We start from the raw sequence: 12,247 nt of genomic DNA on the forward strand, positions 1-12,247 counted from the left end.
TTACACAAAAAGATTGCATGCAGTACACCTAATGTGTACTATGTGCGCATGACTGATCTTGAACTGATTGCCCACTATGGCGGCCCGTCGAAATTCGCCCGCCTTCTTTCCCTGAATGGCGCCAAAGGCGTTCGTCGGGTGTGCAACTGGCGGACGCGGGGAATTCCATCCGCCATCAAATTGGCGTTCCCCAAGGTGTTCAAGGTTCAGCGCTCCAAGCCAGTCCCATCCACTCCCGCCACTCAAGAAGCCTGACTATGTACGCCGACCCCACCCACATTCGCAAAAAGCGCGTGAACCTTTCCCTCAACGATGCCGAGGCTCGGCTGGCTGAGGCAATGGCGGAGTTCAACGGCATGCAGACGTCCGTGTTTCTGCGCGAGTTGATCTTGGAAGGGCTGACGCGTGTTCATGGCGTCAATTCTGGGGCGCCCGCTCCCGAATTGCGAGCCGCTCAACAGTGACGCAGGCGTGTCTTTTCTCAACGTTTGCGTAACGCGGAATGAACTCCTGTGTCATCACCACCCCCACACCAGCAGCCGGTCGACCTGTCGGATCGGGAAGCTGCAGCACTCGAGGCCTACGCCACAGCGCATGGCCTGACGCCCGAGCAGGCGGCAACGCAGCTCGCACAACACACCTTGTCCGCACGCTACCGCATCAAAGCGCAGCCGGCCAGGGTGATCCCGTTTCGGAGACGCCGATGAATACCTCTGCCCTTGTGCGCGCGCACGACCCCATTACCAGCGTCATGGCTGCCGAGGCTGCCAGCGCCTTCTCAGGCCCGCATTGCGAGCGCATTCTGTTGGCCCTGAAGCAGGGCGAAGGCACTGCGCAAGAGCTCATGGACCGCACCGGCCTGACTGTTGTGCAGATTGACCGTCGCCTGCCCGAAATTTTCCGTAACGGAAACGCGCGCGTGGTGCAGTTCAACGGCGAAGACCTGATGCGCGACGGCTATCGTGTGTGGGAACGGGTATGAACTTCTACGCCTTCCACATTGGCGATTACGCCAGTGCTACGCGCCACCTGTCTTGGGAAGAGGACTGCGCCTACCGTCGCCTGCTGGACGTCTACTACACCCGCGAAGAGCCGCTGCCCGACGACCTGCGTGCAATCTGCCGCCTTGTCGTCGCGTCAACGCCCGATCAACGCCAGGCCGTCGAGGTGGTGCTGCACGAGTTTTTCCACCAGACAGAAGCTGGCTGGATCAGCCCGCGCGCTGACCGAGAGATTGACGCCATGCGCGTCAAGCAGTCGGCCCAGGAAGAAAAGAACCAGCATGAGAGCGAGCGCATGCGCCGCTACCGTGAGCGCCGCGCAGCCATGTTCGATGCACTGCGAGTCTATGGCGTCGTGCCGGCCTGGGATGTTTCGATGAAAGAACTGCAACGGCTGCACGACGCAACCTGCAACGCGAAACCGAAAGCACCTGCAGCGGACCTGCAACGCGAACAGGTCGTTTCTGGTGACGCACCTGCAACGGCTATCTCTACCAATCCCAATCCCATAACCAATACCAATGTAGATACCCCCCTTACCCCCCAAGGGGGGAGGGCGGGGTTCGATCCGCTCGATCCGCTCGATCCCGATGACCTGCCCGAGCCGCACGATCTGCCGCGCAACACCGGCAACAACTCCCACCACTTGGCCGGCGCCGTCTGCCTGCTGGCAAAGCGCATGGGCATTGCCCTGGTCAACCCAGGAAATTCCAAGCTGAACGCTTTGCTCAACGCTGGCGCCTCGGTGGCGCAGTTCGAAGGCGCGATCCAGAAGGCGATGGCGGGCGGCAAAAACTTCAGCTACGCCCTGTCGATCGTGGAGCGCGAGGAAAAAGAGGCCCGGGAGCTGGTGGCAAGCCTTGGAAGCAGATCCCGCTCGCTGCTCGATGGTGCGCGTGCCCCGAACAAGCAGGAGGCGCTCGAGCAGCGCAATCGCGCCATTGGCCGAGAGGCTGCGGCAGCAATCCGGGCCCGGGCGGCCCAACAAGGAGAAGTCCATGCGAGTTGAGCAAACCGAAGCGTTTACCGACCTTCTGACGGACGTCATGGCGTACTACGGCAAGGACGTCTCGACCTTCATGGTGGACGTCTGGTGGGGCGCATGCGCAAACTTCGAGTTCGAACAGATCTCGACCGCGCTGCAGCGCCACGCCACCGACCCCGATCGCGGCCAGTTCGCGCCGAAGGTGGCCGACATCGTCAAGGTGCTGGCAGGCACGACCACCGACCGCGCCGCGCTGGCCTGGGGCAAGACGCTCGAGGCCATGACATCGGTTGGCGCGTACACCGATGTAGTGTTCGATGATCCGGCCATACATGCCGTGATCGAGGACCTCGGCGGCTGGCCCAAGGTCTGCCGCACCGACCTCAAGGAGCTCTCGTTCCTGCAGCATCGTTTCCAGGAATCGCACCGCGCCTATACGGGGCGGGGTCAGTTCGAGTATCAGCGCCGCCTGGCCGGCGACCGCTCGCCGGACTTCGAGTTCACCAGCCGCGGCATCCCGCTTCCGCGCCCTGCGCTGGTGGGCGACCAGGCCAAAGCCATCTCCGTGCTCAAGAACGGCAACCAGGCCGGCAAGACGCTGATCTCCACGCTGCCAGCGCATGCCATGCGCCTGCTTGCCAACGCCCAACCTGTGGAGCTGCGAGCATGAGCGCGGCCGTCACCCTCGACGCCATCAAGGCGCGCTGCGCCGTCGACGGCGAATGCTGGATCTGGACCGGCGCCAAGAACCACGGCAAGCCCTGCATTGCGGTGTGCATTGACGGCAAGCGCGTGAACCTGCCAGCCCAAAAGCAGGCGATGGAAGCCGCTGGCAAGGCGTCGCCCTGGGGCGGCCCCATCAAGGCCCGTTGCGACAACGACCAGTGTTGCAACCCTGCGCACTTGATCCAGACGCGCCACGCCAGCGCACTGCGCTTCGCCGGCAATCCCTACGCGCAGCTGCTGCAAGGAGGTCGCGCATGACCGCCATCACCGTCTTCCTCAACGACGACAAGCAGGCCAAGATCGCGCTGGCGCATGCATACCGCCAGGCCTTGCCCATGCTTGCGGCCGGCCAGCGCCTGATCGCCAAGGTCATGCCCGAGAACCGGCGCGACAACCACAACCGCCACTTTCACAGCCTGATCGGGCAGATCGCTGCGCACGTCGGCGGCGACCTGGCCGATGCCGAAGACGCCAAGCGCATCCTGATCTCGGCTTTCAAGATGGACACGCAGCTCGATCCCGATCTGACCGGGGAGTGGGCCAAGTTCGGCGAGGTGCGCATGGGCCGCGGCCTGCGTGGCGAGGTTGTGATGCTAGGCACGCAGTCGCGCGACTTCACGATCAAGCTGGCCCGTGCCTTCATCGAGTGGCTGTATGCCTTCGGTGTTGAGGCGGGCGTGCAGTTCAAGGCATGGGGTGACGACGAGTGAGTTTCAAGAGAACACGTTGCCCGCACTGCAAGGCCAAGCTCGAAGCTGGCCAGCGGATTCATCCCGAATGCATTGACGGCTATGCCGACGCCCAGGCCGCCAAAGCCGAGCGTGCACAGGCCAAGGCCGCACTTATGGCGGCCAAGGTCGAGAAGGCAGAGACAAAGCGCCGCTTGCGTGAGCTGGCACCTCTGCGCGATTTCATCAGGGATGCACAGCACGCCTTCAACGCCTGGGTACGGGCCCGCGATGAAGGTTTGCCATGCATTTCGTGCGGCACGCTCAATCCGCCGAGTCTGAGCACAGGCGGCGCATGGGATGCCGGGCACTTCCTGAGTCGCGGCGCCCACCCTGAGAAGCGCTTCATGGAAGACAACTGCCACCGCCAATGCAAAGGGTGCAACGGTGGCAGCGCCAAGAATCCGGCGAAGGCCAAGACGGTAAGCCAGCGGTACGAAACCGAGTTACTGAATCGTATCGGGGCCGCCAGGCTTGAGGCTGTGAAAGCGCCTACGCCAGTCCGCAAATGGACGCGCGACGAATTGACCGCCATCCGAGACACCTACCGAGCAAAAACCAAAGAATTGGAACGAGGGAAGCCATGAACGAAGCACCAACCACTCAAGAACGATACGCCGCCGCTACGCAGTCCAGCCACCTGCGACTGGACGCCCGGGTCACGGGTGACGCTGATTACCTGATCGCTGCCGGCCTGTCGAAGGCTAGCTTCGGCGTGCTGCTGATGCGCCTGCAGTCCGACTGGGATTCGTCAACACGCCGCATTCCGACGAAGCCGACGCGCCGCGATATTGCTTGGGCTGCTCAGAAGTCCCTGGGCCAGGGCATCACCAAGGTCACGAAGGAATCCAGCGAGGCTGCGCGCAAGAAGCTGGAGGCCGCGTATCTCAGCGAGGTGGTCATGCTGTCTGCGTCCTTGCGCTCCCTGGTGCCGGCGCGCCTGCACCTGTCGGTCAAGCTTCTGTTGGAAGGGATGAGCGACGAATCCGTTACGCAAATCATCCTGGGCTGGCTGGAGCCTACGTGCCCGTTCTGCAGTGGCCGTAAGTTCCAGCTGGTGAAGTGGAGCCAGACCGAGCTGTCCGAGCAGGCTTGCGGCGGCTGCGGCGGCACTGGCGATCGCCCCGTCGCTTGCGAGGTAGAGCAGGCGGCCCGGGCGTACATGGATGACTGCATCAACGACGCGCGCCAGGGCGTGGGCAACAAAGTTCACCAAGGGCGTTGACGTTTTCGCGGTCGCATGTACAATTGCGACTGTCGGTTCGCAAGGAAACATCCTGTTGACCGTCGTCACCGTCGAAGCGTGCCAGTTCCGCCTGTAGCGGGCTGGTGAGCCATAGATGGTTAAGCTCGCCCAAAAATATCAAAGCCCGCAAGGTTCACGCCCTGCGGGCTTTTGCATTCCAGGCCGATGCCATATCCTGCAATTTTTATTGAGGAGGGCGCATGAGTAACGAGGACCTGGCGAAACAAGTCGCAGAGCAGATTTTTGAGCGTTCGCACCGCGCGAAGGCAGGGCAGTGGATGGAGGTTGGCCTGATTGATTACAAAGAGTTGGACCTGGAGGGCATGCCTTCGGCCGTCCGGCGGCACCTTGAAGTGATTGCGCCTGAATGCCAATTTGACGTTGTAGTTAGTGGCCATCAGCCTCCTGTTATGGCTGGGCGTCTGCGTTAAAACCCCGCCGTCTGAAGGCGGCACTAACCATGTTGCTGCTGGCGTTGACCAGTACACACCCGCCCTGGCTTGCTTCGGCGGGCTTTTTCGTTTCATACCCGATCCAGCCGGGGCCGCCCCTGAGTGGCATGAAGGGGTGGTTGTCTCCACCGCAAGCGCAGCGGAGCTGGACAGTACGCGAACGGCACAACCCCAGCGGCTTGACCGTAAGTCCTGATGGGGCTAGCACTCCCAGCGCAAGCTGTTGGGCTTTACAGGAGGATCAAACTTCCATTCTCCGGCGATGAATTCATAATATTCGTAAAGAGAGGGCTGGCCGCGCTTGGCGCGCAGGGCGACGACAAGAGGCCGCAGCGTATTCCATACACTGAGATAGTTGGAGTATGCGTTGGCTTTGAATAGCTTCTCATCTATAGAGCGATAGTAGATTTGGATCGCAATTTGCTCATGCGCATCAAGGAGAAAAAGAATTGTCGCCAGTTCTTTTGGGGAATCAAGTAGCGCATTGGCGTCTAGAGATTTCCCGTGCTTGCTGTATTCATAAACTGCACTGGTGCTAGCTTGCCATCGAGCATCTGCTCGATGCTGGGTTAGCAAAGCTGTTAGTGCATTGCGTTTAGCGTCGACGCGCGATCTGTGAAGTAGGGCAACAGCTGCGATTGCTGAAACCACATAGATAACTGTTTGGACGATAGAAATTTTTTCGCTGAGGCTCATTCGGGAATTTCGTGGGCGGGTGTTGCGAAATGTAACGCAGATGACCCGTCCATGCGTCCATAAGCAAGCAATATTGACGTAGAGAACCGAGCGTGCGAATTGCACGCCCGCGTTAGCCCTACCGCCGATCGCTTCTCAAGTGGACTAGGATTGAAGCTCCTAAACTTGTTTTGGAGTGACGCATGTCGATAGAGGTAGATATTTATCTGCGAGAGCCAAGTGAAGTTGGTAGCGGAGAGCTACTGGGGAGGATCCTCCTAGAGCGACTTCCGTTGCTCAATGAAACTTTCGAGACTTCCGCACTTGGTGAGGCAGCGCCCTCTTTCCCGGTGAAGGTGGGATCCATAAGGCGCGACGCGCCGCAGGGCCGGGTAACGCTCATCCCGGCTTAGGAATAACGCTACTTCCGAGTGATGTTTCCATTTCCGCCACCGCTTGGGCGCATCCTGCACGCCTCACTCCCAAGGGACGTCTTACCCGGAGCGGTGGCGCTTATATGGGTTAACCCCGGGTTGAAGCAGACGACATCGTCGCGACCTATCACTTGCCGATTTTGGCGCTCGGGAGGATTTCCATGGCAGAGTTTGCTAAGGGCGAGAAGGTGCGATTAGTGTCAGGGGGGCCTGTGATGGCCGTGACTGACCTGGGGGACTACGGGCCGCTTGGCCCTAAAGACGGCGTGAAGTGCGTGTGGTTCGCCGCCATCAAAGGGGTTGAAACACCGCAGGAGCGTGTGTTTGACGCCGCTGTTTTGGAGAAATTCGAACCGCCGGCGCGCAGAACGCTTAGAAGCTCAATAGCGACGTTCTGAGAATAATAAGCCACCAGAGGGTGGTTTTTTTATAAGGGCCGACCATGGCAACAAAACCGGCAAAGGTAACAGCGCCGGCTCTTGCCATGGGCGTCCGGCCATACCCCCCGCAAGACCTGGCACGCTACCTCCCGGCCGTTGGGGTCGTAGAGTGGGTGCAATCCGAGATCCTCGCCAGGGACGGCAGCATCCACAACCCGGAGCATGCGCACCTCCTTGACGCCGACCTGGTGTTCCTTTGGGCACCTGCTGGATTCACCAAGGCCATGAAGACCGTGATCGGTCAGGCTGAGGAAGTGATGATCCGGGCGGGTGGCTGGCAGAAGGGGCGGCAAGAGCAGCAGCTCGAAGACTGGTTCGGCCGCGTGCCGGGCTTCATGATTACCCTGGACGCCGACTACTGCGCCCAGTGCAGTGACGCCGACTGGTGCGCACTGGTCGAGCATGAGCTGTACCACGTTGCCCAGGCGCTCGATGAATTCGGCGCCCCCAAGTTCACCAAGGACGGATTGCCCAAGCTCAAGATCCGCGGGCACGACGTTGAAGAGTTCGTTGGCGTGGTCCGGCGCTACGGCCCATCAGTCGATGTGAAGCGCCTTGTGGATGTGGCAAACGCCGGCCCGGAGCTTCGCCTTGGCAGCATTGCCCACTCCTGCGGAACCTGCCTCAAGGCAGTCGCATAACTTTCACCCCCTTTAGACGGAATACCGCATATGGCAAAGCTCAGTGAGGCGGAAAAGCGCTTCATTGTGCAAGCGCTCGCCTGCTACGACACGCCCACCCAGGTGGTGGAGGCTGTGAAAGAAGAATTTGGCACGGTGGTGGACCGCGGGCATGTGGGCTGCTACGACCCGACCAAGGTGGCCGGCAAGGAGTTGGCCAAAAAGTGGCGCGACCTTTTCGCCGCGACCCGCGAGGGCTTCAAGCGCGAGATCACGGAGATTCCGATCGCTCAGCGCTCGTACCGCCTGAAGGTGCTGCAGCGCATCGTGAGCAAGGCGGAGTCGATGAAGAACATGCCGCTTGCCCTGCAGGTGCTGGAGCAGGCGGCCAAGGAGTGCGGCGACATGTATGTGAACCGCAAGCCATCGGATGGTGATGGTAAGGGGGGCGATGCTCCGCAACCGGTGAGGGTCGTCGTGCAGGTGCAGGACGCCAGCGCTGATGCAGACAGTTAGCCCGCGCCTGAACATCCCGCAGTCTCGTTTCCTCGCTCTGCCGCACAAGTTCCGCGCTTTCGTGGCCGGGTTCGGTTCGGGCAAGACCTGGGTGGGGTGCTCTGGGCTGTCGGCACATGCTTGGCAGTTTCCGCGCATCAACGCCGGCTACTTCGCCCCGAGCTATCCGCAGATTCGCGATATCTTCTTTCCTACGATTGAAGAGGTGGCGCACGACTGGGGGCTGAGGACTGAGATACGGGAATCGAACAAGGAAGTTCACCTCTACTCGGGCCGGCAGTACCGCACGACGGTGATCTGCCGATCCATGGACAGGCCCGAATCCATCGTCGGCTTCAAGATCGGGCAGGCCCTGGTCGATGAGCTGGATGTGATGGCAAAGCAGAAGGCGGAACAGGCCTGGCGCAAGATCATCGCGCGGATGCGCTACAAGGTCGACGGCCTGAAGAATGGCGTGGACGTCACGACGACCCCGGAAGGATTCAAGTTCACGCACCAGCAGTTCGTGAAGGCGGCGCAGGATAAGCCCGAGCTGGCAAAGCTGTACGGCCTGATCCAGGCGAGCACGTTCGAGAACGCCAAGAACCTGCCGGCCGACTACATCCCTTCGCTCTTCGACAGCTACCCCAAGCAGCTGATCGACGCCTACCTGCGTGGCCTGTTCGTCAACCTGACCTCGGGCAGCGTCTATCCAGACTTCGACCGCAAGCTGAATCACAGCTTCGACTCGCTGCAGGAAAACGAGCCCGTGATGCTCGGGATGGACTTCAACAGGCTGCACATGGCAGCTGTGGCGTATGTGATCCGGGATGGCTGGCCGGTGGCGGTGGATGAGATCACGGATGGACGTGACACTCCCTACATGGCCCGCTTGTTCAAGGAGCGCTATCAGGACAAGGGGCACGCCGTCACGGTGTACCCCGATGCCTCGGGTCAGAACAGCAGCAGCAAGAACGCCAGCGAGTCCGATCTGTCGATACTTCGAGAGCACGGGCTGAGGGTGGAGGTGAACGGCACCAACCCGGCAGTTGCCGACCGCATCAACGCCCTTAACGCCTTGATCCTGAACGGGGAGGGCGTGCGGCGCCTGAAGGTCAACACGCTGCGCTGCCCGAAGCTGACCGAGGCCCTGGAGCAGCAGGCCTATGACAAGAACGGGCAGCCGGACAAGTCCAGCGGCGTGGATCACGTCATCGACGCGGCGGGCTACCCCATCGCGTACATGTGGCCCATCGTCAAGAAGGTGGCAACCGTCCAGCAACTCCGCTGGTGAGCAACAACAACTCCGAACCCGCCCAGGCAACTGGAGCGGGTTTTTCTATGGCAATTCAGGTCAACGAAGTAGACGCACCGATCGCACGAATGCAGGCCGACTGGGCCGTGATCGATGCGCTGCTCGGTGGCACTCCGGCCATGCGGGCGGCGAAGAAGAAGTATTTGCCCCAGCAGCCGCGGGAGTCCAATGAGGACTATGACTATCGTCTGAGCACCTCGACGCTGTTCCCAGCGCTTGAGCGCACCTTGGCCGTGATGAGCGGCAAGCCTTTCAGCAAGCAGATCACAGTCGCCGAGACCGTGCCGAGCCAAGTACAGGAGCTGCTTTCGAGCATCGATGACAAGGGGGCATCGCTCCACGCGTTCGCGTTCCGCGCCTTTCGCGAGATGGTGAGCCACGGCTTTGGCGGCATCCTTGTGGACCACACGAAGACAGACGGCCAGGCCAAGACGGTGGCCGATGCCAAGCGCATGGGCGCGCGGCCCTACTGGGTGCACTACAAGCACGGGCAGATCCTTGGCGCGCGGTTCCAGCAAGGCGCTGCAGGGCTTCAAATGACGCTGCTGCGCCTGCTGGAGACGATCGAGCAAGAAGACGGCGAATATGGCAGCACCATGGTTGAGCAGGTGCGCGTTCTGCGCCCGGGCGCATGGGAAATCCACCGCAAGGGCAAAGATGGATGGGAGGTGCACGAAAGCGGCACGACGACGCTCGATCGCATCCCGTTCGTGTTCCTGCTGGCCAACCCCATTGGCCCAATGGAAAGCCGGCCGCCGCTCAAGGATCTGGCCTACCTGAACGTCAAGCACTGGCAACAGCAGAGCGATCAGGACACGTCGATCAGGTACGCGACAAAGCCCCTGGTCTACGCGACCGGCATCAACAGCGGCGACAACATCACGCTGTCGAGCGATTCAATCCTGAAGCTGCCCCCGAATGCCACGCTTGATGTCGCGCAGGGGCGCGCCGAGGCGGTGACGGTCGGGCGCAACGAGCTCGAAGCGCTCGAGCAGCAGATGATCCAGACGGGCGCTGAGCTGCTTGTGGCCACGCCCGGCCAGCGCAGCGCGACCGAGGCCAGCAACGACGCCGAAGCCAACAAGGCCAGCCTGCAGAGCCTGGTCGAGGACTTCGAGGATGCTGTCGACCAGTGCCTGCAGTTCACGGCTGACTGGCTCAAGGCTGGTGAGGCGGGATCGGTGGCGCTGTTCAAGGACTTCGGCGCGGCGACGCTGTCGGATGCGTCGGCTCAGCTGGTGATCGCCATGGCCCAGGCCGGACTGATCACCAAGGAAACAGCGCTCAAGGAGCAGCAGCGCCGCGGCGTGCTGTCGCCTGATCTGGATGTGGAAACGGAGGTGGCGCTGGCGAGTGAGTCCGCGCCGAGCCTGGGTAAAACAGGGGTCGAATGATGGAATCGGTCAACGACCTGCTGCAAGACGAATCGATCCGGCATCAGGTCGCACTGCAGGGATACAGCACTGGCGTGGTTCAGCGCATCATGGCCGTGCTGAACCGCTCCGATGCGCGCCTGGCCGCCGAGCTTGCCCAGTTGCTGGAAAGCATGTCGCCCACGACGTTCAAGATGGAGCGCCTGGAGAGTCTGCTATCCAGCGTGCGCAGCCTGTCGACCGCTGCCTATGACCAGATCGGCAAGGCGCTCAGCGATGAGCTGCGCGAGTTCGTGGCCTACGAGGTGAGCTACCAGCATCAGATGCTGATTTCGCATGTGCCGGTGGCCGTGCATGTCGCTGCGGTCAGCGCCGAGTCGGTCTACGCCGCAGCGCTGGCCCGGCCGTTCCAAGGCGTGCTGCTCATGAACGTGTGGAGCGACCTGGATGCGCAGAAGTTCAAACGGGTTCGGCAGTCGATTGCTCAGGGCTACCTCGAGGGCCGCAGCACCGACCAGATCATTCGTGAGCTGCGCGGCACGCGGGCCAAGGGCTACGAGGACGGCATCATCCAGCGCGACCGCCGCGATGTGGAGGCCGTTGTGCGCACTGCGCTGGGCCACACGGCTGGCATGGCGCAGGACCGGGTCATGGAGGCCAACACGGATCTGCTCAAGGCGCTGCAGTGGTCATCCACGCTCGACCTGCGCACCTCGGCGCCGTGCCGCATCCGCGACCGGCTGCTGTACACGCCAGGCGACCACAAGCCTATCGGGCACAAGGTGCCGTGGCTGGCCGGCCCGGGCCGCCTGCACTGGCGCTGCCGCAGCGGTCAGGTGCCGGTGCTCAAGAGTCACAAGGAGCTGGGCATAGATATCCCCGAGATCGTGGTGGAAGGCCAGACGCGGGCCAGCCTGGACGGCCAGGTGCCGCGCGATACGACCTATGCCGACTGGATCCGGAAGCAGAGCGCAGCGCGCCAGGATCAGGTGCTAGGCCCGACGCGCGGCAAGCTGCTGCGCCAAGGCAAGCTGGAAATGGCCGAGATGTACACCGCCCGCGGCGAGCTACTAACGCTCGATGACCTGCGTATTCGGGATGTCGAGGCTTTCAACCGCGCGGGACTTTGATTACGATGTGGTTTCTTACAAATAGTAACCAGTATGACTAAGCCTCTACACAGCATCATTGAAGCACGATGTCCTTTTTGTGGATCCATTGGCACCATGAGTAGTGAGCAATCCTCTCGTGGTGTTCACATTCACTTTGTGAAGTGCAAAAGCGGAGCATGTGATTCGCAAGGACCAAAAAACAGCGACCCTAATGCCGCGATCGATGCGTGGAATGACTGGGACAAATGACTCTTCAGCTGGTTCCACCATCCCCGCCTGATGCTAAGACAGCGCTGGTCGAGCGCCTCAAGGCAATGGAGAGGCCCGACGGGATGCTGCAATGCAACAAGTGCGGTGGCAGGCAAACGCTTTTGCTTCGCAGCGGTGACCGCATCTAGGCCGGTCGCGTCAAACCCGGTACGATCATCGAGACAGGCATCTGCCCGCACTGCTGGAAGCAAGGCGTGATCGTTGACATGATCCCAAGCAAGCCCCGTGAGGTGCGGCAGGCCCAGCCCAGACGCGTGAAGCCAAAGGTCGTGAAGTGAAGAAAATGGAGTTCTGCCAGATCCACATATGAACGGCCGCTTGCCCTTGAATAGCTGTACTTCTACAGCGGCATGCGGTCGGTGGAGTCTGTATGTT

The 12,247-nt window shown here is 61.4% G+C and carries 17 protein-coding genes; 15 read left to right on the forward strand and 2 right to left on the reverse strand.

Annotated features, from left to right (window positions below):
- Positions 1 to 48 precede the first annotated feature (48 nt).
- The 9 genes from KHY18_RS06575 to KHY18_RS06615 all read left to right on the forward strand — a co-directional run bounded on the left by KHY18_RS06575 (position 49) and on the right by KHY18_RS06615 (position 4,665).
- On the forward strand, positions 49 to 255 hold the full coding sequence (locus KHY18_RS06575) for a hypothetical protein (protein WP_213296054.1): 207 nt from the start codon (positions 49 to 51) through the stop codon (positions 253 to 255).
- A gap of 2 nt (positions 256 to 257) precedes the next feature.
- Positions 258 to 464 (forward strand): YlcI/YnfO family protein, encoded by a 207-nt coding sequence (locus tag KHY18_RS06580; protein ID WP_213296057.1) that lies wholly within the window; start codon positions 258 to 260, stop codon positions 462 to 464.
- Positions 465 to 703: 239 nt separating this feature from the next.
- The gene (locus KHY18_RS06585) at positions 704 to 982 is read left to right on the forward strand and encodes a hypothetical protein (protein ID WP_213296059.1); all 279 of its coding nucleotides are present in this window, start codon (positions 704 to 706) and stop codon (positions 980 to 982) included.
- Positions 979 to 2,010 (forward strand): YdaU family protein, encoded by a 1,032-nt coding sequence (locus tag KHY18_RS06590; RefSeq protein ID WP_213296061.1) that lies wholly within the window; start codon positions 979 to 981, stop codon positions 2,008 to 2,010. The genes KHY18_RS06585 and KHY18_RS06590 overlap by 4 nt, the downstream gene beginning before the upstream one ends.
- A complete protein-coding gene (locus tag KHY18_RS06595; protein WP_213296063.1) occupies positions 2,000 to 2,656 on the forward strand; it encodes a DUF6475 domain-containing protein in 657 nt (218 codons plus the stop codon). The genes KHY18_RS06590 and KHY18_RS06595 overlap by 11 nt, the downstream gene beginning before the upstream one ends.
- The gene (locus KHY18_RS06600) at positions 2,653 to 2,970 is read left to right on the forward strand and encodes a hypothetical protein (RefSeq protein WP_213296065.1); all 318 of its coding nucleotides are present in this window, start codon (positions 2,653 to 2,655) and stop codon (positions 2,968 to 2,970) included. The genes KHY18_RS06595 and KHY18_RS06600 overlap by 4 nt, the downstream gene beginning before the upstream one ends.
- The gene (locus KHY18_RS06605; RefSeq protein ID WP_213296067.1) at positions 2,967 to 3,422 is read left to right on the forward strand and encodes a recombination protein NinB; all 456 of its coding nucleotides are present in this window, start codon (positions 2,967 to 2,969) and stop codon (positions 3,420 to 3,422) included. The genes KHY18_RS06600 and KHY18_RS06605 overlap by 4 nt, the downstream gene beginning before the upstream one ends.
- Positions 3,419 to 4,027, forward strand: coding sequence for a recombination protein NinG (locus KHY18_RS06610; RefSeq protein WP_213296069.1), 609 nt, complete (start codon positions 3,419 to 3,421; stop codon positions 4,025 to 4,027). The genes KHY18_RS06605 and KHY18_RS06610 overlap by 4 nt, the downstream gene beginning before the upstream one ends.
- Complete coding sequence (locus KHY18_RS06615) at positions 4,024 to 4,665, forward strand: hypothetical protein (RefSeq protein WP_213296071.1); 642 nt, start codon at positions 4,024 to 4,026, stop codon at positions 4,663 to 4,665. The genes KHY18_RS06610 and KHY18_RS06615 overlap by 4 nt, the downstream gene beginning before the upstream one ends.
- Before the next feature lie 119 nt (positions 4,666 to 4,784).
- On the opposite strand, the gene KHY18_RS06620 is transcribed toward KHY18_RS06615, so the two are convergent.
- Entirely contained in the window at positions 4,785 to 5,084 is a 300-nt protein-coding gene (locus tag KHY18_RS06620) for a hypothetical protein (RefSeq protein WP_213296073.1), read from the reverse strand.
- A gap of 255 nt (positions 5,085 to 5,339) precedes the next feature.
- A complete protein-coding gene (locus KHY18_RS06625) occupies positions 5,340 to 5,834 on the reverse strand; it encodes a DUF4760 domain-containing protein (protein WP_213296075.1) in 495 nt (164 codons plus the stop codon).
- 574 nt (positions 5,835 to 6,408) lie between these two features.
- On the opposite strand from KHY18_RS06625, the gene KHY18_RS06630 reads away from it, so the two are divergent.
- From KHY18_RS06630 to KHY18_RS06655, 6 genes are read left to right on the forward strand one after another with little or no spacing between them, the layout of a single operon-like run.
- On the forward strand, positions 6,409 to 6,645 hold the full coding sequence (locus tag KHY18_RS06630) for a DUF2158 domain-containing protein (RefSeq protein ID WP_213296085.1): 237 nt from the start codon (positions 6,409 to 6,411) through the stop codon (positions 6,643 to 6,645).
- A 44-nt stretch (positions 6,646 to 6,689) separates the two neighbouring features.
- A complete protein-coding gene (locus KHY18_RS06635) occupies positions 6,690 to 7,328 on the forward strand; it encodes a putative metallopeptidase (protein WP_213296096.1) in 639 nt (212 codons plus the stop codon).
- A gap of 30 nt (positions 7,329 to 7,358) precedes the next feature.
- Entirely contained in the window at positions 7,359 to 7,823 is a 465-nt protein-coding gene (locus KHY18_RS06640) for a DUF2280 domain-containing protein (protein ID WP_213296099.1), read from the forward strand.
- The gene (locus KHY18_RS06645; RefSeq protein ID WP_213296111.1) at positions 7,810 to 9,096 is read left to right on the forward strand and encodes a terminase large subunit domain-containing protein; all 1,287 of its coding nucleotides are present in this window, start codon (positions 7,810 to 7,812) and stop codon (positions 9,094 to 9,096) included. The genes KHY18_RS06640 and KHY18_RS06645 overlap by 14 nt, the downstream gene beginning before the upstream one ends.
- Positions 9,093 to 10,511, forward strand: a complete 1,419-nt coding sequence (locus KHY18_RS06650) for a DUF4055 domain-containing protein (RefSeq protein WP_349630258.1) — start codon at positions 9,093 to 9,095, stop codon at positions 10,509 to 10,511. The genes KHY18_RS06645 and KHY18_RS06650 overlap by 4 nt, the downstream gene beginning before the upstream one ends.
- Positions 10,511 to 11,620 (forward strand): putative phage head morphogenesis protein, encoded by a 1,110-nt coding sequence (locus KHY18_RS06655; protein WP_213296113.1) that lies wholly within the window; start codon positions 10,511 to 10,513, stop codon positions 11,618 to 11,620. Before KHY18_RS06650 ends, KHY18_RS06655 begins: the two co-directional genes overlap by 1 nt.
- The last annotated feature ends 627 nt before the right edge of the window (positions 11,621 to 12,247 follow it).

Origin of the sequence: Acidovorax sp. CCYZU-2555, assembly GCF_018413525.1 — a bacterium.
Taxonomy (GTDB): Bacteria; Pseudomonadota; Gammaproteobacteria; order Burkholderiales; family Burkholderiaceae_C; genus Comamonas.